Annotated in this window: 20 protein-coding genes and 1 rRNA gene; 13 read left to right on the forward strand and 8 right to left on the reverse strand. The window is 37.5% G+C overall.

From position 1 onward, the window contains the following. Positions 1-35: 35 nt before the first annotated feature. Together H280_RS25030 and H280_RS0111095 are read right to left on the reverse strand one after the other, a co-directional pair. Positions 36-188 (reverse strand): YpzG family protein, encoded by a 153-nt coding sequence (locus tag H280_RS25030; RefSeq protein ID WP_020061197.1) that lies wholly within the window; start codon positions 186-188, stop codon positions 36-38. Between the two features lie 187 nt (positions 189-375). Then, positions 376-534, reverse strand: a complete 159-nt coding sequence (locus H280_RS0111095) for a small, acid-soluble spore protein K (protein WP_020061198.1) — start codon at positions 532-534, stop codon at positions 376-378. Positions 535-829: 295 nt separating this feature from the next. On the opposite strand from H280_RS0111095, the gene H280_RS0111100 reads away from it, so the two are divergent. After that, positions 830-1,096: a YfhJ family protein gene (locus H280_RS0111100; protein ID WP_020061199.1), complete on the forward strand. Its 267-nt coding sequence runs from the start codon at positions 830-832 to the stop codon at positions 1,094-1,096. A gap of 27 nt (positions 1,097-1,123) precedes the next feature. On the opposite strand, the gene H280_RS0111105 is transcribed toward H280_RS0111100, so the two are convergent. Then, positions 1,124-2,104, reverse strand: coding sequence for a metal-dependent hydrolase (locus tag H280_RS0111105; protein ID WP_020061200.1), 981 nt, complete (start codon positions 2,102-2,104; stop codon positions 1,124-1,126). A gap of 146 nt (positions 2,105-2,250) precedes the next feature. Here H280_RS0111105 and mutY point away from each other — a divergent pair, with 146 nt between their 5' ends. Beyond that, positions 2,251-3,345 (forward strand): A/G-specific adenine glycosylase, encoded by a 1,095-nt coding sequence (gene mutY, locus H280_RS0111110; protein ID WP_020061201.1) that lies wholly within the window; start codon positions 2,251-2,253, stop codon positions 3,343-3,345. 12 nt (positions 3,346-3,357) lie between these two features. On the opposite strand, the gene H280_RS0111115 is transcribed toward mutY, so the two are convergent. Further along, positions 3,358-3,579: a hypothetical protein gene (locus H280_RS0111115; protein ID WP_020061202.1), complete on the reverse strand. Its 222-nt coding sequence runs from the start codon at positions 3,577-3,579 to the stop codon at positions 3,358-3,360. A gap of 121 nt (positions 3,580-3,700) precedes the next feature. On the opposite strand from H280_RS0111115, the gene H280_RS0111120 reads away from it, so the two are divergent. The 4 genes from H280_RS0111120 to H280_RS0111135 all read left to right on the forward strand — a co-directional run bounded on the left by H280_RS0111120 (position 3,701) and on the right by H280_RS0111135 (position 6,908). Then, a complete protein-coding gene (locus tag H280_RS0111120; RefSeq protein WP_196810715.1) occupies positions 3,701-3,991 on the forward strand; it encodes a gamma-type small acid-soluble spore protein in 291 nt (96 codons plus the stop codon). A gap of 153 nt (positions 3,992-4,144) precedes the next feature. Next, the gene (locus H280_RS0111125; RefSeq protein ID WP_020061204.1) at positions 4,145-4,405 is read left to right on the forward strand and encodes a YgaB family protein; all 261 of its coding nucleotides are present in this window, start codon (positions 4,145-4,147) and stop codon (positions 4,403-4,405) included. Positions 4,406-4,556: 151 nt separating this feature from the next. Further along, positions 4,557-5,087 (forward strand): nucleoside tri-diphosphate phosphatase, encoded by a 531-nt coding sequence (gene ntdP / locus H280_RS0111130; protein ID WP_020061205.1) that lies wholly within the window; start codon positions 4,557-4,559, stop codon positions 5,085-5,087. A 63-nt stretch (positions 5,088-5,150) separates the two neighbouring features. Continuing rightward, positions 5,151-6,908, forward strand: a complete 1,758-nt coding sequence (locus tag H280_RS0111135) for an ABC transporter ATP-binding protein (RefSeq protein WP_020061206.1) — start codon at positions 5,151-5,153, stop codon at positions 6,906-6,908. A gap of 18 nt (positions 6,909-6,926) precedes the next feature. On the opposite strand, the gene H280_RS0111140 is transcribed toward H280_RS0111135, so the two are convergent. From H280_RS0111140 to H280_RS0111150, 3 genes are all read right to left on the reverse strand, one after another. Continuing rightward, the gene (locus tag H280_RS0111140) at positions 6,927-8,015 is read right to left on the reverse strand and encodes an FUSC family protein (protein WP_020061207.1); all 1,089 of its coding nucleotides are present in this window, start codon (positions 8,013-8,015) and stop codon (positions 6,927-6,929) included. Positions 8,016-8,257: 242 nt separating this feature from the next. Further along, positions 8,258-12,697 carry a glutamate synthase-related protein gene (locus tag H280_RS0111145; protein ID WP_020061208.1) on the reverse strand — a complete coding sequence of 1,480 codons (4,440 nt, stop codon included), beginning with the start codon at positions 12,695-12,697 and terminating at the stop codon, positions 8,258-8,260. A gap of 398 nt (positions 12,698-13,095) precedes the next feature. Continuing rightward, complete coding sequence (locus tag H280_RS0111150) at positions 13,096-14,385, reverse strand: glutamate-1-semialdehyde 2,1-aminomutase (RefSeq protein WP_020061209.1); 1,290 nt, start codon at positions 14,383-14,385, stop codon at positions 13,096-13,098. Positions 14,386-14,727: 342 nt separating this feature from the next. Between H280_RS0111150 and H280_RS0111155 the strand changes: the two genes are divergently transcribed. The 6 genes from H280_RS0111155 to perR all read left to right on the forward strand — a co-directional run bounded on the left by H280_RS0111155 (position 14,728) and on the right by perR (position 19,135). Next, the gene (locus H280_RS0111155; RefSeq protein WP_020061210.1) at positions 14,728-15,741 is read left to right on the forward strand and encodes an ABC transporter ATP-binding protein; all 1,014 of its coding nucleotides are present in this window, start codon (positions 14,728-14,730) and stop codon (positions 15,739-15,741) included. Continuing rightward, positions 15,734-16,525 carry an ABC transporter permease gene (locus tag H280_RS0111160; protein WP_020061211.1) on the forward strand — a complete coding sequence of 264 codons (792 nt, stop codon included), beginning with the start codon at positions 15,734-15,736 and terminating at the stop codon, positions 16,523-16,525. Before H280_RS0111155 ends, H280_RS0111160 begins: the two co-directional genes overlap by 8 nt. 7 nt (positions 16,526-16,532) lie before the next feature. Beyond that, on the forward strand, positions 16,533-17,318 hold the full coding sequence (locus H280_RS0111165) for an ABC transporter permease (protein ID WP_020061212.1): 786 nt from the start codon (positions 16,533-16,535) through the stop codon (positions 17,316-17,318). Positions 17,319-17,380: 62 nt separating this feature from the next. Beyond that, a complete protein-coding gene (locus tag H280_RS0111170) occupies positions 17,381-17,785 on the forward strand; it encodes a potassium channel family protein (RefSeq protein ID WP_020061213.1) in 405 nt (134 codons plus the stop codon). A 46-nt stretch (positions 17,786-17,831) separates the two neighbouring features. Beyond that, entirely contained in the window at positions 17,832-18,296 is a 465-nt protein-coding gene (gene bcp / locus H280_RS0111175) for a thioredoxin-dependent thiol peroxidase (protein WP_020061214.1), read from the forward strand. Positions 18,297-18,709: 413 nt separating this feature from the next. Then, positions 18,710-19,135, forward strand: a complete 426-nt coding sequence (gene perR / locus H280_RS0111180) for a peroxide-responsive transcriptional repressor PerR (protein WP_020061215.1) — start codon at positions 18,710-18,712, stop codon at positions 19,133-19,135. Positions 19,136-19,203: 68 nt separating this feature from the next. Here the strand turns inward: perR and H280_RS0111185 are convergent, their stop codons facing one another. Continuing rightward, positions 19,204-19,560, reverse strand: a complete 357-nt coding sequence (locus H280_RS0111185) for a YgzB family protein (protein WP_020061216.1) — start codon at positions 19,558-19,560, stop codon at positions 19,204-19,206. Between the two features lie 343 nt (positions 19,561-19,903). Between H280_RS0111185 and H280_RS0111195 the strand changes: the two genes are divergently transcribed. Beyond that, positions 19,904-20,105: ribosomal RNA gene (locus H280_RS0111195) — 16S ribosomal RNA — on the forward strand; the annotation flags it as partial.

The following is a 20,105-nucleotide window of genomic DNA, read 5'->3' on the forward strand; positions in this document are numbered from 1 at the left end:
TTTCACTTTTTGTAATTGTTAAAGGAGATAGGCGTTTAAAATTGGCGTTTTTTCGTTTCATTTGCCAAAATAATGAGAGACTGCGTTTGCTGCGTTTGTCCATTCACTTGTGCTTTCGCGTGTTTTGGACGAGCCCATGTTGGAGCGAATAATTCAGAATGACGGTCTAAACGGTTACGATAGCTCATTTTATCACCTCGTATAAGAAGTTATCGATAAAGTGAAACTTCCATCAGTGGGGTTTTTTTCATCCCCCACTGATGGTTAGTTGAACCAATCGGGCTTTTACGGGCAGTTATCCCCCACCTATCTTCTTCGATTTTCTCAATTTTGAGGTGGGGGTCTTACTGCCCGTTAATGCGGGATAAACAGTTGTTATGCTTCTTCTTGATTAGCGGCACGCATTCGTTCTTGTGGATGCGTATTAATAGTGCCGTTAGGTCGTTTCGAAGCAAAGCGAGCTTTTGCTCGCGGTTGACCGTTGATTTTGCTGTTGTTTTTGGATTCAGACCAAACTTCAGATTGTTTGCCCAAGAGGAACTCCCCCTCGCTACAATTTGATACAAGAAGTATCACTTATAGATTGTGCAATGTGAGAGAAAATATTCTAGAGAAATACAAATAAAAAACGGTTAAAAATCCTTTGAAAACCTTTGAAAAACCTAGGGGTGGGAGAGAGCGTCTGGCCGTGCGTAGAAGCGGTCGGTGCTTTTTTCTGCCACTTGCCATGTTAAACCAAAGGGAGGAAGCAAGTAGCGGTTATGTTGTGTTTGGTATAGCCGTGATTTATATGTTAAAAAATGAATGAATTGATTAAAGGAGATATAACATGAACGATATTTTTGAAAAATTAACGAAAGAACTTCTTGAAAAAAACCCTTCTCTTTCTTATTCTCAAGCGCGTACTTGGGTTGAGTTGTTATGGGAGGACTTTGGCGCGGCATATGCAAAAATAGGGACGTATCAAGGGACTGAAATGACAGAGAAAGTTGTACGAGCGTGGATTAACAACCAAGGGGCACGTTTGCATGAAATTCAAACGAATAATCCAAAGTATAGTCATTTAATTAACAAAGACGATCACGTTAAACATTAAAAAAACGACCAATTTTGGTCGTTTTTTTTAATGCGGGATTAATTCTAATTTTTTGCGCAGTTTTTCTTCGCTGAAAATCCACCCTGTGTAGGAACTCATAATCTCAAAATCTTTACCTAGCTGAACAATTGCAACAAATGGATAATAGTCTTTGCTGCGATAGCGCAGATCGATAAATCGAACCTCATAATAATCGTTGTATTCAAAAATATCCCAGCGATAGACAGGAGAAAATGATAAGAATGCTGCAATGTTTTCATCTTTTTGAGCGGCACGAATGACATCGTTATCAGGTAATGGAATGCGCTCGAATTTATCATGAACCATAATACTACCGCGATGCCAACGGGCAACATAATAATGGTCTTTTGTCACAATGGCTAAGTGATAATGATAAAAGCGGTATGACGGTGAAATAATGACTTGTTCAACGCTACGAAATCGTTTTTTTACGACATTTTTTACATTTTGGCGCATCATAATTCGACCAATATAATAAACGGCCATTAAGATATAAGCGGCTACTCCGGCATAACCTTTATTTGCACCGACAAGGATACAGGCAATTGCTAATGTATGAATGAAGAAAATCACTGCATCAAATGTATTAATAACACCTAGTGCCACCCATTTCTTAGTGAAAGGCCGCAGTGCTTGGGTACCGTATGCGTTGAAAATATCAACGAAAACATGAAGAAACACAGCGATAAATGCCCATAGAAGAAGGTGGAGATAGGGAGGACTTTGAAATACTGCAAAAGTAATCCCGCTCACAAGAAATGCCCAAAGAATAACAGCTGGGATCGAATGAGTAATCCCACGATGATTTCGAATATATTTTGCATTGTTTCTTAATTTTAAAACTGTATCAATATCAGGGATATTTGAACCGACAATTGTTGCAAACATTACAGCTTGTGGTCCGAAGTTACTTTGACTGAGCGCTGGATCTAGCGTGGCTAAGCTTCCTAATGTAACGCCCATTACAAGATGAGTGGCTGTGTCCATAAAAACCACCTCCGTTTTTTATTAATGTAACTCTTTTTATTCTATATCACAAGGCATTTGCCTTTTATTTCTTATGTCATCATACTTAAGTTTTCTCCTAAATTCATTATAATAGTACGTATATGCAAAAATGAGGGGGATCAAGTTTGAAACTTGAGATATTAGATGAATTTAACATAGAAAAATTTGGGCATGACTTAATCAGTTGGTTTGAAACAGAGCAGCGTGATTTGCCATGGCGCATGAATAAAGACCCATATCGCGTTTGGGTTTCGGAAATTATGCTTCAGCAAACGCGGGTTGAAGCTGTAAAACCATATTACGCAAACTTTATGGAAAAGTTCCCAACATTAGAAGCGTTAGCTGATGCAGAAGATGAAGAAGTGTTAAAAGCGTGGGAAGGCCTTGGTTATTATTCAAGAGCGCGTAACTTACATGCTGCCGTAAAAGAAGTAAAGGAACAGTACGGCGGAAAAGTTCCGAATGATGTAAAAAAAATTGAAAAGTTAAAAGGCGTAGGGCCCTATACAAAAGGGGCGATTTTGAGTATTGCTTACGGAGTTCCAGAGCCGGCTGTCGATGGAAATGTGATGCGTGTCTTATCGCGCATTTTGTCAATTTGGGATGATATCGCCAAACCAAAAACACGTAAAGTATTTGAAGAGGTTGTGCGTCAAATTATCTCAAAAGAAAATCCATCTTATTTTAATCAAGGATTGATGGAACTCGGGGCACTGATTTGTGTTCCGAAAAATCCTGCGTGTTTGCTATGTCCTGTTCGGGAGCATTGCCGCGCATTTGCAGAAGGTGTGCAAAAGGAATTACCAGTGAAAAGTAAAGCGAAGGCACCGAAAATGGTTCCAATAGTGGCTGGAGTATTGCGTACAGAAGATGGAAGATACGTAGTGAATAAACGAGCGAGCACAGGTTTACTCGCTAACATGTGGGAATTTCCGAATGTAGAGATTGGAGAAGGAATTCGTAATCATAAACAGCAATTAACAGATTATATGAAAGAGAATTTTTCTCTTTCTGTTGCTATTGATGACTATGCGATGAATGTTCAGCATACATTTACGCATAGAACGTGGGATATCTTTGTATTTTATGGTACCGCGTTGCAACCAATTGTTGAAACGGGTCATTTAAAAATAATTACTACTGAAGAATTTGAACAATTACCTATTTCAAAATCACATCGAACAATTTATGAAGAGTGCGTGAAAAGACTCCAGCCGTAGTGGCTGGAGCTCTTAATCATGAGGTATTTCTGTACTATGCATCCAATCAGCTTGCTGCTGTAGGCCGCCACGTACTTCAATTTCTTTTATAATTTCTTTATAAATGGTTTGTCCTTCTACGTTTAAGTAGGGCATCATTTGTTGTAAAGAATGATGAAAATAAGCGAGTTCTTCTTGATTCCATTGACCTTTCGGAGTCATTGATAACTCTGTCATATCACGTCCAACATACATCGTGTAACACCTCCATCATGATTAGTTTGAATGAACGTTTTTATCTGTATACGTAAAAAAATATTTTTCTTTTCACGTTTTTAACGGATAGGTTCAAGTAAGGATGGTTACATTATTTGTTGTGGAGGTGAGAAAGATGAACAACAAACAACAAAGTTTAGGTAAAACAACTTCTGGTGCTAGCATTCAAAGCGCAAAACAACAAAGCGCTAGCTATGGCACAGAATTTGCAACAGAAACAAATGTACAAGCAGTAAAGCAACAAAACGCTCAAGCAGAAGCTAAGAAATCACAAGCTTCTAGTGCTAGCGCTCAAAGTGCAAATGCTGGCTATGGTACAGAGTTTGCAACAGAAACAAATGTACAAGCAGTAAAACAACAAAACGCAAAATCAGCAGCAAAGAAATTTTAGTACGAACCAATAAGAAAAACACTCTTCTAAATGTAAGGGGAGTGTTTTTCTTTGTGTAAGCCGACATAACTTCTAATAAGTCAACAAATAAAGTCAAAGGAGACAAAGCGGTTTTATTCGAAAATATGTAATAGGATTTTTAGGAGGGATATAATGAAACTGTTTGATGAATTGGTTGAGGAGCAATTACGGACGATGGATGAATTATTAAAGTTACAAGTTCATTTAGAAAAATATCAACATCTTGAAATGAATGAGCAAGATGCGAAAGAACTTCATTTCATTCGTCAAGAAATTCAAAGAACAGAAAAAGTATTAAAGGGTTTACAATTAAAGTTTGAGCAACAAACGGCTGCGGTCATTCATTCTTTTGAAAATGAGAAGATGCTTTCAAGTGAAGAGACGATTTCATGAATCGGCTCTTTTGTTTTAAAATTTCGACAAAAACGTTATAATAAAAAGAAAAGTGAATTCGGCTCAATATGTTTGAAAAAGAGTAAAAAAATGAACGGCATTTCAAATAACAACTTTAGAAGAGCATTCACGGCGAAAGAAGGGAGAAAGTATGGGGTTTCCCAGAGAAGGAGAAAAAATACAAATACATAGTTATAAACATAATGGTTCCATTCATAGAATGTGGGAAGAAACAACAGTTTTAAAAGGAACACAAAGTTTTGTGATTGGAGCAAATGATCGAACGGTCGTAACGGAAGCTGACGGACGAACGTGGATTACTCGTGAACCGGCTGTTTGCTATTTTCACTCGAATTATTGGTTTAATGTTATTGGCATGCTAAGGCAGGAAGGTGTGTACTATTATTGTAATTTAAGTTCACCATTTGCCTATGATTATGAAGCATTAAAATATATTGACTATGATTTAGACATTAAAGTGTATCCCGATATGACGTATACATTGTTAGATGAAGATGAGTACGAAAAACATCGTGAGCTTATGAATTATCCGGCTGTTATTGACACGATTTTACAACGAAATGTTGAATATTTAACGCAATGGATTCATCAGCGAAAGGGTCCGTTTGCTCCTGATTTTATTGATATGTGGTATGAACGATATTTAATGTATAGAGATTAAAGAAAAAACCTGCTAGGGCGTCCAGCAGGTTTTATCCTTTTAACATGCTGGGAGGGGAGATGTATGAAAGGAATCAAACGGTATCTCCAATTCGTAACGCCGTATCGGTGGCTCATTACGATTACTATTGTAATCGGTCTTATTAAATTTGGGATTCCGCTTATTATGCCGTGGCTATTAAAGTATATTATTGATGATATTATTCAAGGTGGAAGTTCACTAGAACAGAAAACATCTCAATTATTTGTGGCTATCGGGATTGCTATGTTTATTTTTGCGGTATTGCGTCCGCCGATTGAATATTATCGCCAATACTTTGCGCAGCGTATTGGAAATGCAGTGTTGTATGATTTGAGGAAATACATTTTCGCGCACTTACAAAAATTAAGTTTACGATTTTATTCTAATACAAAGACGGGTGAAGTAATTTCTCGTGTAATAAACGATGTTGAGCAGACGAAAGACTTCGTTATTACTGGATTAATGAATGTGTGGCTTGATATGGCAACGATTTTTATTGCGATTACAGTTATGTTTTCAATGAATGTGAAATTAACGCTTGTTTCCTTACTAGTACTACCTGTGTATGTAGTTGCAGTGAAGTATTTTTTCAGTCGTCTTCGAACATTAACACGCGAGCGTTCGCAAGCGTTGGCAACGATGCAAGGTTATTTACACGAACGTATTCAAGGTATGCAAGTCACGCGAAGCTTTGCTTTAGAGGAGTATGAAAAAGAGAAATTCCAAGAGAAAAACGGTGCATTTTTAACAAAGGCATTAACTCATACGAGCTGGACAGCAAGGACATTTTCTACTGTAAACACATTAACGGATCTTGGACCTTTAATCGTAATTGCTTTTGCTGCTTATGAAGTCATTCATGGATCGTTAACGCTTGGTACAATGGTAGCTTTTGTTGGATATATGGATAGTTTATATAGTCCGCTGCGCCGCCTTGTAAACTCTTCGACGACACTTACACAAGCTTTTGCCTCTATGGACCGCGTTTTTGAATTACTAGATGAAGAGTATGATATTGTAGATTGTCCCAATGCGATTACAAAGAAGTCGCTTCGAGGTGAGATTATATTTGAAAATGTTTCATTTCGCTATAATGAAAAGGAACAAGATGTACTCCGAAATATTTCTTTATCTATTTCACCAGGTGAGAAAGTAGCACTTGTTGGTTTAAGCGGGGGTGGAAAGTCTTCGCTTGCCAGTTTAATTCCGCGCTTTTATGACGTTTCTAAAGGAGCAATTTATGTAGATGAGATTGACGTTAGAAACTATAATGCGCGGAATTTACGCAGTCATATTGGTCTTGTCTTGCAAGATAATATTTTATTTAGCGATACAATTGGTGCCAATATTTTATATGGAAGACCAGAAGCGGCAGATGAAGAGGTAGTCGAAGCAGCTAAAGCCGCACATATTCATGATTTTATTATGAGTTTACCGGACGGATATGAAACGGTGGTCGGGGAAAGAGGTGTGAAATTGTCTGGTGGTCAAAGGCAACGCATCGCGATTGCGCGTGTATTTTTAAAAAATCCGTCGTTGCTTATTTTAGACGAAGCTACATCTGCGCTTGATTTAGAAAATGAACGTTATATTCAATTTGCGTTGCAAACGTTAGCGGCTGATCGAACTACAATTATGATTGCGCATCGATTATCGACAATTACACACGTAGATACAATCATTTATTTAGAAGACGGTGAAATAAAAGAAAAGGGTTCGCATGAGCAATTAATGCAAAAGCGCGGTTATTACTATAATTTATATCAAATTCAAAATATAAAAGAAACGACCCCTTCATAATAGGAAAGGGGCGTTTTCTTATTCGTCCTCTTGTTTTTCGTGAATTTGTAGTTCATTTTCTGGGTTGTGATACGTATAGAAACTGTCTACAAGTAGATCTAAATGTTCTACTTCTTCGCTATAATTAATAATAGCTGAAACGAGAGGAAACAGATGAAGCCATATTCGATAGCTCTCTTCATCATCTTTATTTTGATAGTTCATAAATATATCAATTAGTTGTTGTTTCCCAATAGAAACTTCGTCAAGAATTTCAACAGATTGTTGTTTCTTTGCTTTCCCAATAAATTTGAGCAATACTTGCTCATGATAATGAGTTAATGAATCCAGCTCATCTTGAATCGATTCTTGAAATGTTTCTGGCATATATCGTAACTCGTTCTCTGTTCGATGGAGCGCCTTTAATGTACTTAAAGCGCGACTTGTTGTTGCTAACATTTGTCTAAATAGGACTAGTTTACGAATTTTAGCAACTTGTACTTTTTTTGTATAACTTCTTTCTTCTTTATACAACAAATAATAATGGTTTAAACGAATCATTCTTTCTTTCATACGGTCAATATCTGTTTTCAATGTTGTGAAATCAGATGCTTGCCTACTGCTCATTCGAATCCATTTTACAATTTCTTCTGTACTATCCACGATTTTATGATAGAGTTTTGTTTCGTATTTTGGCGGCATAAATATTAAATTTACGAGAGATGCCGCAATAATCCCGATCATAATTGTTGCGAATCGTAATAGGGCAAAATCAAAAAAATTTGCTCCTTGATATTCCATAATCGCAATAACCGTTACGAGCGCAATAGAAATGGTATTTTCTAGATTTAATTTTAAAGCAAGTGCAATAACTAATATGCACGTTAATCCAATAGTAAGAGGATTACTTCCAAAAGCAAATACAAAGACAATTGCAAAAATTGCTCCCATTACATTTGCTTGAATTTGTTCTAGAGCTGTTAAATATGAGCGGTACACAGAAGGTTGTACAGCAAAAATTGCTGAGATTCCCGCAAATACAGGGCTTGGTAATCCAAGCAGTACACATGTAAATAAAGCTAGTGTGATGGCAATACCCGTTTTTAAAACGCGAGCACCAAGTTTCATACTCTTTTTTATATCCTTTCTTTCTTGTCAGAATGAATGTACAATATGATACTATACATTCATTAACTTATGTTAGCAAGTAGTATTTTAATGAAAAAACCTGCTGAATTTCAGCAGGTTTTTTTAATTTGTTATAGAGTACTATGAGAATGAAAAGTCGTCAATAAGAAAACTGTTATTCGTTTGTCCCCCATTAACGGACAGTAAGATCCCTCACCGACTGATGGAGGTTTCACTTTATTTTACTCTGTTGAAACAGATGGATCGGCTTGCTCTTTTGTTGGAATTACTTCGTAGAAATGAGAATTTAGATTGGTTAACAAAGGTGAGAGGAGCAGGGCCTCTTCGTATTGTTCATGCTCCTTTAATATACGAAGGTAATCTAATAATAATTCTTTTACATCAGATTCTCCTATTTTGCTAAGCGGCCGAAGTGTAACATTCGCTCCTTTTGCAATTCGTCGTCTTAATGATTGTTCTGTTAAGCCAAAATCAGGATGATGACGTAAGTAGACAACTCCGCCTGTCATTCCGGCGCAAATCCACGGGCCAGGGTCACCGAGGACGAGCGCGCGGCCGTTTGTCATATATTCAAAAGCAAATCCTTTTATATTGGAGTGAACACCAATATTTCCATGCTCTTCTTTCGGGAGTGGTTTTGTCATTCTTCCGCCAATAATCATATCAGCTCCTGATAGACGAATTCCTGCTCTAGCGTCAGCATTTCCTTGTACATATAATGCTCCTTTTTGTGCGCCGTATCCAAATCCTTTTCCAACAGAACCGTTATAGTATTTATCATCTTTTCCTTTTGTTTTTGTAATATAAATCCCACCGCCAAAAGCTGTTTTTCCAATGCCGTCTTGTGCACCGCCGTTGACGTGAATAAAAAGATTTTCGCTATTATAGGCACCTAGCCCATTTCCAGGAACAGAACCGTTTGTGTATTTTAATGTGATCGGCTCTAATACGCGATTTTCATATAGCTTACTGCGAGTGCGGTAGCAAGATTCCTTGCCGCCCATCACACGCTGATCGACGCCAACGCTAATAAGTTCTTTAGATGTAATAGAATAATGAGTTTTACTACCTTTTTGATGTGCTGCTGTTTGCACGGCATTGTATGTTACATCTTCTAATGTTTGTAATAAGTAATGTAAATTTAGTAGATGCTGACCGTGTGTTTGTTCTAATAGATCAGAACGGCCGACAATTTCCTGTAAGTTGTTATAACCAAGGTGCGCTGTTAATCGTTTTAATTCTGTTCCAAAAGCTGTGAATAAATGTAACAATCCTTCTACAGCACTTTCGAAATTTCGCGGTACGAAGCGGCGCAGACCATGTTCTTTCGCTTGTGCTTCGGATTCAATTTGCGTTGCGATCCCGACATGACAAGTATCTAAATGACAGCCTCGGCATGTTGTACAACCAATCGCAATCATAGACAGTGTTCCGAAACCAATACGGTTTGCACCAAGAAGCATAATTTTTAATGCATCTGCTGCACTGCGGATGCCGCCATCGGCCCAAATTTCTACACGCTCTCTCATTCCTGCTTCTAACAAGGCGTTATGAGCAGCTTTCACACCAATTTCAACAGGAAGACCAACGTGCTGCAGGGCATGAATACGCGCGGCACCTGTTCCGCCGTCAAAACCACTAATATTAATAAAATCAGCACCAGCTTTGGCGATGCCTACTGCGATGGTTCCGATATTAGGGACAACAGGAACTTTAACAGCTACTTTTGCGTGTTGGTTGGCAGTTTTAATTTCAGTAATAATTTGCGCTAAATCTTCAATTGAATAAATGTCATGATTATTGGAAGGTGAGATTAAATCCGAGCCAATTGTTGCGTTTCGCGCTTCTGCAATTTTTGCTGTTACTTTTGAACCTGGTAAATGTCCGCCTTCTCCTGGCTTTGCTCCTTGCCCAATTTTAATTTCAATTAAATTAGATGAATTCAGGAGTTCAGCGTTAACACCGAAACGTCCTGATGCAATTTGTTGCCCGCGTGTATGTGGATATTTACCAATCATATCTTTTATTTCGCCGCCTTCACCGTTTAAACTGATCATATTTAATCGATCAGCAGCCTCGGCATAAGCACGGAAGGCAATTTCATTTTGTGAGCCAAATGACATCGAGCTAATAATAAATGGTAGACTATGATTGTTTATTGCAATTGAAACTTTTTCAATTGGCGTTTTATGATTTGTTTCTTTTATTTTGATAAGGTGACGAATTGCCGTTGGAGTCTTTTCTTCTAATTCATTTAGTTTTTCACGGTAGTCATCGTATACATTTCCTTTGGCAATATCTCCAATTGCTTTCCAAATGCGCGGGAATAGATGAAACGTTTTTCGTATGTTTGCTTTTTCATTTGTATAATCGATTTCCCGGGCTTTTGCATCTTCTGCTAGTGTTTTTAGTGAAAAAGCCAACCTACTAGATCCAAGGAAATTTGTAATATCCAATATCTGTGCAATTTCTTCGTGTAGACCGATGGAAGAGAAGAGGCGACCATAACCACGTAATTCATGAATTCCAAGTGTTGAAATTACTTTTTCAATTCCTTTATTTAATGCCTTATATAAATTGAGAAGAGGCGTTTCTGTTCCGTCGTTTACTGTTGCAAATGTAAGGTATGGATTGATAACATCCGCCCCTAAACCATATAAAGTCACAATGTCGTGCAGGGAACGAAGTGCTCCGGAACGTACGACAATTGCACAATCACGGCGGAGTTTATGCCTCACGAGTTCTTGATGAATTTTGGCTGTAAGTAAGTGTGGATCAATCCATAATTGGCCGTTTTGATGAGCGCTTGCATCATCAATGATAAGAAGTGATGAGCCTTTTTTTATTGCGAGTGCAGCTTCCACTCCAAGTCGATTTAGCGCCGCACCCAAAGTTTCATCCTCTGTAAACGTTCCAGGCAATTTATAGACAGTGCTGTGCAGAGCGAACATACGGATGAGTTGTTCATAAGATACTGTGTCTAGCTGCCCGGCAGCTTGTTGTCCAGATAGCCCTTCTAAGACAACTGGACTTGGAAGTTCTACAATAAATGGTTGGTCGTTTGATGCGTGCAGATTTGGCCTTTTCCCTACAATTGTACGTGTAGAAAAGTGCTCTACTTCTCGGTCGCGATCAATTGCAGGGTTTGTTACTACAGCAACGCTTTCCTTTATAAAATCAGCGATATTTCGTCTTCCTACATCGAGTGCTGCAAGAGGGGCATCATGCCCGAGGGAGCGAATTGGTTCAGCGCCTTTTTTAGCCATTTGCTCGAGAAGCTGAATATGTTCGCGGTCCCAGCCGAAAGCCGCGTATTGCTCCGTTTTTACTTCTGTAATTGAAACAAGATGATCTAATTCATCGGTTGCCGGAGCTTGTAGATGATGACGATAGTCAACAAATTCCATTCGTTGTTTCATACGTGCATATACTTCTTTTTGATAGGCATCGTATTCGTATAAGACGAGATTACCTTCTAGGTCTCGCCTTAGTCCTATTTTTTCCCCTGGAGCAAGTGATTTTGGTTCTGCGACATATTCAGCCGGAGAAATAACACCTGGTTCAGAGGAAAAAATATAAGAGCTTTCCGTTTCTACTTTCCAAACGGGGCGTAAACCAAGGGAGTCTACGCTAAAAACAGCTTCATCTTTATGGCGTGAAATAATTCCAGCGGGCCCCTGCGCAAAATGTCCCCATACTTCACGTATATACGTATATAAGTCCTGCATATGCGGCTTATATAATTTAATCTCATTAATAATTGGTGGAAATAATATATCCATTGCTTCGAATAGGCTATAGTTGTAATGGGTGAGAAGTGTTTCTAGCGTTCGGTTTAAGTCTTGCGAGTCGCTGCCGCCGTTTGTAAGTGGCACATCAATCATTTCAGCTTGATCTCGCAGCTTAGCGATTGTATTAATTTCTCCGTTATGTCCAAGAATGCTAAACGGTTGAACGCGAAAAAAATTAGATAATGTATTAGTAGAATAACGGTTATGTCCAAGGGTCATTGTAGATGCGATGAGTGGATGATGCAGGTCATCGTAATAGGATATAAGTGTATCGCCAGCTCCGAGCACCTTATAAACAACATAATCCGGACTGAATGACGCGACATGAATTGCTTCATTTTTTTCGATTTCTATCGTTAGCAAGAATAATAATTGATCGATGTTGTTATGATGCTTTTCTGGAATAACGGCAATTTGCCAAAATAGCGGTTCTTCTTGTTTGCCAAGAGGTCCAAGGGCATTAGAGTTAGTTACAGTGCTAGTTTCAAATATAATCGTTACATTTTCTCTCTGTAGTAAGGAACGAATATCATTTTGCAAGGTATGTGCACCTTGTTTTTGCTGTAGAAAAAAATGCCCAACGATAAAGTGAGGATGATCCACTAATGTGGGATTATAACCATTTTTCATTAATTTTTCTTTCCAAAGTGCTTTCGGAAGATCGATATGAATTCCAATTCCATCGCCTTCGTTATTAATAAATCCAGCGCGGTGATTCATTTTTACAAGAGACTGTATGCAAAGATTAATGTTTTCTTTTGTTGGCATGTTTTGTTTCTCCATTACGGAAACGATTCCACACGCGTCATGTTCTGTATTTGCATAATTTCGAAATAAAGATGGTTTCCATTTATTTGGCGTACCTGGCATTCGCGAATCCTCCTTGAATTTAGAATAATCAAAATATTAAAGATGTATGCCACCTAATACATAAAAAATAATAAAGTGAAATACTGCCGAAAAGTAGTAGGATAACTCTTTATGTCTAATATAAGACAGATAATTATGAATAATTATACTATTGTTGTTTGATTTATGAAATAGTAAAAATAAAAAACAGAGGATTAACTCTGTTTTTTATATATAAATCCAAGTTGATTTTTTAGCATATAAGTCGCTGCTATGCAGAATACGACATGGCTCCTTTTGTTTAAAGCCTGGCATGTGGCAGGAAAGGCCCTGACCGCTCCTATGCCAGGCCAGATGCTCTCGCCATTTCCTAAAAAAGGAGCTTTTATGTCAATTTTTCAATTTGGTTTTTTATAAGTCTATTTTAAGGCAGCAAACGCTCTGCCAACAGCCTCAATCGTGTATGCAATGTCTTCTTTTGTATGTTCTGTAGTTAAGAACCATGCTTCATATTTAGATGGTGCTAAGTTAATTCCTTCATGAAGCATTAATTTGAAGAACTTACCGAACATTTCACCGTCTGTATTTTGTGCAGCATCGTAGTCTTCGATTTTATCTTTTGTAAAGTATACTGTTAAAGCACCTTTTAGGCGATTTAATGTAATGTCAATGTTGTGCGCTGCTGCTTGTTCTAAAATACCTTTTTCAAGCATTGCTCCAAGCTCATCTAGTTTTTCATATACGCCTTCTTGCTTAAGTACCTCTAAACATGCGATACCAGCTGCCATAGAAGCAGGGTTTCCGGCCATTGTACCCGCTTGATAAGCAGGTCCAAGCGGCGCAACTTGCTCCATAATTTCTTTTTTTCCGCCGTAAGCACCGATTGGAAGACCACCGCCGATGATTTTACCAAGTGCAGTTAAGTCTGGTGTCACGCTAAGTAAATCTTGAGCACCACCATACATAAAGCGGAATGCTGTGATAACTTCATCATAAATCACTAATGCACCTGCTGCATGAACAAGCTCATTTACTTTTTCAAGGAAGCCTGGTTTTGGCTCAACGATCCCGAAGTTTCCAACAATTGGCTCTACAAGAATCGCAGCAATTTCATGTCCCCACTTATCTAAAGCTTCTTTTAATGTATCTACATTATTAAAAGGAACTGTAATGACTTCTTGTGCAATGCTTTGCGGTACACCGGCAGAATCAGGAGTACCAAGTGTAGAAGGGCCAGAGCCTGCTGCTACAAGCACTAAATCAGAATGTCCATGGTAGCAACCCGCAAATTTCATGATTTTTGTGCGTCCTGTATAAGCGCGAGCAACGCGGATTGTTGTCATAACAGCTTCTGTTCCTGAGTTTACAAAACGTACTTTATCCATTGCTGGCATAGCTTCTTTTAGCATTTTAGCAAATTTTACTTCTAAAGCTGTCGGTGTTCCGTATAACACACCATTTTCGGCAGCGATTTTAATCGCTTCTGTTACATGCGGATGAGCATGACCTGTAATAATCGGTCCGTATGCTGCTAAATAATCGATATATTTGTTGCCGTCCACGTCCCAAAAGTAAGCACCCTTCCCGCGCTCCATTGCAACTGGTGAACCGCCGCCAACTGCTTTAAAAGAGCGAGAAGGACTGTTTACACCACCAACGATATGATCTAAAGCTTCTTTATGTAATTCTTCTGACTTTTTGAACTTCATGAAAATTCATCTCCTTACAAAAATCTATGTATTATTTTAACATGTTTTTGGAAAAGACGTATTGTTTGTACAAGTTGCTGCTGTTGGGTAAACTATTCGTTGTGCGACATGGAAGCTGAAGTTAAAACCCAAACATAAAACCCAAACATAAAACCCCTTTCTTTTATGGGGGCGAGAGCGACTGGCTGTGTGTAGTAGCGGTTGGCCACGTGCCATGTTTTAAGACAAAGGGAGGAAGCGAGTGGGGAGGCAGGTTGTATTATGAAAAGCGGCGATTTATGTGTTGGGAAATGAAAATTGAATATATAGTTACTAGAGTGAAAGGCAGAAAGGAGATTAGGAATGGAGACGGTTATTGAGGTAAAAGATTTACGAAAAGAATTTACATCGTATTCAAGCCGCTCAGGATTAAAAGGAGCGTTTCGGGATTTATTAAATCGTAATTATAAAATTGTCCCAGCAGTAAATGATATTTCGTTTACTGTAAAGCAAGGAGAGATGGTTGGATATATTGGAGAAAATGGTGCTGGTAAATCCACTACTATTAAAATGCTAACAGGTATTTTGACACCGACTGCTGGACAAATTACTGTGAATGGCATGAATCCTCATAAACAAAGGGAAGAATTTGTGAAAACAATAGGTGTTGTATTTGGCCAACGTTCGCAGCTTTGGTGGGATATTGCCGTGCAAGAATCATTTCGTTTGTTAAAAAAAGTATATGGTGTATCCGATGCACAGTATAAAGAACATATGGAACATGTAATTGAAACGTTGGATATTGGTCCTTTATTGGACAAGCCTGTCCGGAAATTATCGCTTGGCCAACGGATGCGCTGTGAATTAGCAGCAGCTTTAATTCATAATCCGCCGCTATTGTTTTTAGATGAACCAACAATCGGTCTTGATGTTCTCGTTAAATTAAAAATACGTGACTTTTTAAAAGAAATGAATGAACGATATAAAACAACAATTTTACTAACGACGCACGACATTACAGATATTGAAGCACTTTGTGATCGTGTTGTTATGTTAGATGAAGGAAAAATAATGTATGACGGATCTTTAGACAAGCTTCGCGCGCAGTGGGGAGCAGAAAAAGAAATTCATTTTCAATTTGTAACCTCAGTTTCTTATCAGCAACTTGCGATGTTAATGCCTGATAACGATGTAGTTTGGTCACATGGAAAAGAACAACATACATGGATTGCCAAGATCCCAAATGAAGAAGTCATAATTTCAACGCTTATATCAAAAGTTGTCCAATCTTTTGGGATTAAAGACTTGAAAATTAATGAAGTTTCTACAGAAGAAATCATTCGTAATATTTATGAAGAGGGCATGATTCATGGGTAAGTATATTGAAATGATTCGTGTTCGTTTTTTAATGATGCTCGCGTATCGAACAAACTATTATAGCGGTATTATCATTTATACAATTAATATCGGAGCATATTACTTTTTATGGCAAGCTATTTATAGCGGAAAAGAAAATATCGAAAGTTTATCCGTTACACAAATGACAACATACATTGCAATTGCCTGGATGGCCCGTGCATTTTATTTCAATAATATTGACCGGGAGATTGCGATGGAAATTAAAGAAGGACGGGTTGCGGTTGAGTTAATTCGTCCATATAACTATTTAGGTATGAAAGTCATGCAAGGATTAGGAGAGGGAATTTTCCGATTTACTTTCTTCTCTATTCCAGGTATGGTCATCGTTACATTGTTATTCTCACTGCAAATTACAACAAATGTTCAAACGTGGTTGTACTTCTTCCTATCATTATTATTTAGTTTTATCATTAATACACAAATTAACTTAATGACAGGAATGTTAACGTTCTTTTTATTTAATAATAATGGAATTATGTATGCAAAACGCGTTGTAATTGATTTGTTTTCAGGTTTATTACTTCCGATTAGCTTCTATCCGTTATGGGCGCAAAAAGTAATGACGTTTCTGCCGTTTCAAGCAATTAGTTATATTCCGAGTATGATTTTCTCGGAAGGAATGCAAGGTGAGGAGATTTATAAGGCATTATTATTTCAAATCATATGGGCAGTGCTGCTCATTATTCCAATTGTTATGATGTGGAAAACAGCAAGAAAACGGCTGATTGTACAAGGGGGATGATGAGAGAATGTTATATTTTAAATTGTTTTTACAATATGCAAGTCAATATATAAAAACGAAGCTAGAATATCGCGGGGATTTTATTGTTGGTTTACTATCTGATTTATTGTTACAGGCAGTAAACTTAATTTTTATTCTTGTTGTATTTGGACATACACAAGCGTTAAAAGGGTGGAACAGGGAAGAAGTGATCTTTATTTATGGTTTTTTCCTAGTTCCGTTTGCGATTTTCTCTTCATTCTTTAATATATGGGATTTTAATGATCGTTATATCGTAAAAGGGGAAATGGATCGCATTTTAACACGTCCTATTCATAGTTTATTCCAAGTCATCTTAGAACGAATGGAATTAGAGTCTCTCATTGGTGCAATAACTGGTTTTGGCGTAATGGGATATGCTGTACTTCAGCTTCAATTAACATTTCACTGGTACGATTTCTTTCTATTTATATTGATGGTACTCGGCGGTGCACTCGTGTATGGTGGGATTTTCGTAACGCTTGCAAGTATTGGCTTTTGGTCAGATGCAAGAAGTTCGATTATGCCGCTTATGTATAACATCGGAAACTACGGACGTTATCCTGTTAATATTTATAATCGCGTCATTCGTTTTGTTTTAACGTTTATATTACCGTTTGCTTTTGTTGGTGTATATCCGGCATCTTACTTTTTAGGAAAAACAGAATGGAACTCCTATGCATTTGTAACACCGATTGTTGGGGTTATTTGTATTTCAATTGGTTTTTTTATTTGGAATTTAGGAGTAAAGCGATATCGCGGTGCTGGGAATTAGTCACTTATTCATATGGGATAAAACCCCTTTTGTCCTCATAGAAATAAAGTGAGGTGGAGGACATGTTGTGGGTGATAATTTTATTAATTGCTGCGATTGCTGTATTACGGAGTATACAATTACTATGGAGTTCGGCAGGAGAATCAAACCGTTTTTTCTCTTTGTATAATCTGATTTCGTTATTTCTTATTTATACAACGGTACTCATTGCATTTGCGCTTAGTTATGTTGTTTTAGAAGAAAGTGGATTTTCGGTATTGAAAGAAGACGGAAAATTAGTGATGAATCACTCATTTGCTCTTGTAGAAATATGTTTATATTTTAGTGCAATTACATTGTTATCAGTTGGATATGGCGATGTAACGCCGATTGGAATTGGCCGTTGGATTGCGATTATAGAAGCACTGATTGGATATACGATGCCATTTGCATTTGTTGTGCGGACGGTTATGGAAAATGAAAAATAATAGGATATTTGATATAGTGGAAGCAAAATAGAAGGAGTGATTCTATATGGGTACAGTAGGGCAAATGGCACCGGATTTCACGTTAGAAGCAAGCAATGGAGAAGAGGTAAAATTATCTAACTTTCGAGGGAAACACGTTGTCATTTATTTTTATCCAAAAGATATGACACCAGGATGTACGACTGAGGCGTGTGATTTTCGTGATCACCATGTAGCCTTTGGAGAGATAGATTGTGTAATTTTAGGGATAAGTACGGACTCTTTACAGCGACACGAAAAATTTATAGAAAAATATAACTTGCCATTTTTGCTGTTAGCTGATGAAAATCATACAGTTGCAGAAATGTACGGTGTTTGGAAGCTTAAGAAAAACTTTGGAAAAGAGTACATGGGCATTGAAAGAGCAACATTCATAGTTGATAAAGAAGGACAGTTAGTAAAGGAATGGAGAAAAGTTAAAGTTAAGGGCCACGTTGAAGAGGCGTTACAATTTGTGAAAGAAAATTTATAAGAAAAAAGTGCTTTAGGGATGTTACTTTATTATTAGTAAGTGTTATTTTGCGCAGAATAAAATAATTAGTAAAAATTCACATACATGGCATAAGACTATACACTTTTGGGGGAGTTTTCATATGCTAACAGTGTAGGGCATACCTCCTCAGGTGATAGTTTTTCATGTGCGAGATTTTCTCGCACTTTTTTTCATGTAAATGTATAAAAAGAAATGCGGTCATCTAAAAATAAAATGAAGTTTTATCTGAAGAAGGGATCACATTAACTGCGTTTCGCTGTTTGTTAAATTTGGAATAAGCTTAAGAATAAAATGCATAGTTATAGTAGAAATGTTGACGGGTGGAAGGAAAAGGAGTACACTCTTTATAAGAATTACAAAATAATAATCCGTATAGAATCGGGGGCATGACGGTGGTCAAAGAAGAATTAAAAGAAGCGCTGGAAATGTTGAAAAATACGGGTGTACGCATTACTCCACAGCGTCATGCTATTTTAGAGTACCTTGTGGAATCTATGATGCATCCAACAGCGGACGAGATTTATAAAGCATTAGAAGGTAAGTTTCCAAATATGAGTGTTGCAACAGTTTATAATAACTTGCGCGTATTTAAGGAAGTAGGGCTTGTAAAAGAGCTTACCTATGGTGATTCCTCAAGCAGATTTGATTACGTTACAAGTCAGCATTATCACGTAATTTGTGAAAAATGTGGTAAGATTGTTGATTTTCCGTATGCGGGTCTAGAGGAAATTGAGAATGAAGCTGCGAAAGAAACAGGCTTTGTAATAAATAGTCACCGTTTAGAAATTTACGGTGTTTGTCAAGACTGTAATAAGTAATATAAGTGATTAAGAGGCTGACGCTTTAAGTCAGCCTTTTTTTTATAGAAAGTAAGTATAGACTTTTGTTACATTTTGTAGCCCTTTCGATTGTATTTTTCATCGAATTCTTTTCCCTCTAAACTTTGATCAAGTGTGAGTGGCTGGTTACAATGCATGCAAGCATCAACTCGACCAAGTATTTTAGTTGGTTTGTTGCAAGATGGACAAATAACTTGAACTGTTTTTGTTGATAGCATACCAATCCAAAAATAAACAACAGTACTAGCAATGACAGCAAAAAAGCCAACCATCATAAAAATTGTCATAACAAGAATGTTTTCACGAAAAAAGACCCCTAAGTATGCAATGAACAGTCCAATAAATACTAAACTTAATGCAAAAGTTCTAATCTTATTGATTTTATTTGAGTATTTTATGCTCATCCCTTTCACCTTCCTATAAGTAATAATATAGCATAAATTTCTGAATTTTTGGATGATTAAGAGTATCGGTAGTTTTTTATGTATTTTGAGGTGTTTAATCAGGATGTGAGATTTTTTGCAAAAAGTGTTGACCATCTATAATGAGCATGCTATATTAATAAACGTCGCTGCTGCACGAAAGCAGAAAGCAGACAAAAAAGAAGTAAAAAACAATGTTGACATCAAAAAACAAAGATGTTAACATGAGGAAGTCGCAATAAGGCGGCGGATAAGTTCTTTGAAAACTGAACGAAACAAACAACGTGAAACGTCAATTTTTATTTTATGATGCTAGACAAACACTTTATTGGAGAGTTTGATCCTGGCTCAGGATGAACGCTGGCGGCGTGCCTAATACATGCAAGTCGAGCGAACCGATTAAGAGCTTGCTCTTAAGAAGTTAGCGGCGGACGGGTGAGTAACACGTGGGTAACCTGCCTATAAGACTGGGATAACTCCGGGAAACCGGGGCTAATACCGGATAACATTTTGCACCGCATGGTGCG

The organism is Bacillus sp. 123MFChir2 (genome assembly GCF_000383235.1).
Lineage (GTDB): Bacteria > Bacillota > Bacilli > Bacillales > Bacillaceae_G > Bacillus_A.

Bases quoted from the DNA above. Each gene is read 5' to 3' on its own strand.
- H280_RS25030 (WP_020061197.1), bottom strand. From the start codon at position 188: ATGAGCTATCGTAACCGTTTAGACCGTCATTCTGAATTATTCGCTCCA.
- H280_RS0111185 (WP_020061216.1), bottom strand. From the start codon at position 19,560: ATGAGCATAAAATACTCAAATAAAATCAATAAGATTAGAACTTTTGCA.
- H280_RS0111145 (WP_020061208.1), bottom strand. From the start codon at position 12,697: ATGCCAGGTACGCCAAATAAATGGAAACCATCTTTATTTCGAAATTAT.
- H280_RS0111115 (WP_020061202.1), bottom strand. From the start codon at position 3,579: ATGTATGTTGGACGTGATATGACAGAGTTATCAATGACTCCGAAAGGT.
- H280_RS0111105 (WP_020061200.1), bottom strand. From the start codon at position 2,104: ATGGACACAGCCACTCATCTTGTAATGGGCGTTACATTAGGAAGCTTA.
- ntdP (WP_020061205.1), top strand. From the start codon at position 4,557: ATGGGGTTTCCCAGAGAAGGAGAAAAAATACAAATACATAGTTATAAA.
- H280_RS0111160 (WP_020061211.1), top strand. From the start codon at position 15,734: ATGGGTAAGTATATTGAAATGATTCGTGTTCGTTTTTTAATGATGCTC.
- H280_RS0111140 (WP_020061207.1), bottom strand. From the start codon at position 8,015: ATGAAACTTGGTGCTCGCGTTTTAAAAACGGGTATTGCCATCACACTA.
- H280_RS0111150 (WP_020061209.1), bottom strand. From the start codon at position 14,385: ATGAAGTTCAAAAAGTCAGAAGAATTACATAAAGAAGCTTTAGATCAT.
- H280_RS0111165 (WP_020061212.1), top strand. From the start codon at position 16,533: ATGTTATATTTTAAATTGTTTTTACAATATGCAAGTCAATATATAAAA.
- H280_RS0111155 (WP_020061210.1), top strand. From the start codon at position 14,728: ATGGAGACGGTTATTGAGGTAAAAGATTTACGAAAAGAATTTACATCG.
- bcp (WP_020061214.1), top strand. From the start codon at position 17,832: ATGGGTACAGTAGGGCAAATGGCACCGGATTTCACGTTAGAAGCAAGC.
- H280_RS0111100 (WP_020061199.1), top strand. From the start codon at position 830: ATGAACGATATTTTTGAAAAATTAACGAAAGAACTTCTTGAAAAAAAC.
- H280_RS0111135 (WP_020061206.1), top strand. From the start codon at position 5,151: ATGAAAGGAATCAAACGGTATCTCCAATTCGTAACGCCGTATCGGTGG.
- H280_RS0111170 (WP_020061213.1), top strand. From the start codon at position 17,381: ATGTTGTGGGTGATAATTTTATTAATTGCTGCGATTGCTGTATTACGG.
- H280_RS0111125 (WP_020061204.1), top strand. From the start codon at position 4,145: ATGAAACTGTTTGATGAATTGGTTGAGGAGCAATTACGGACGATGGAT.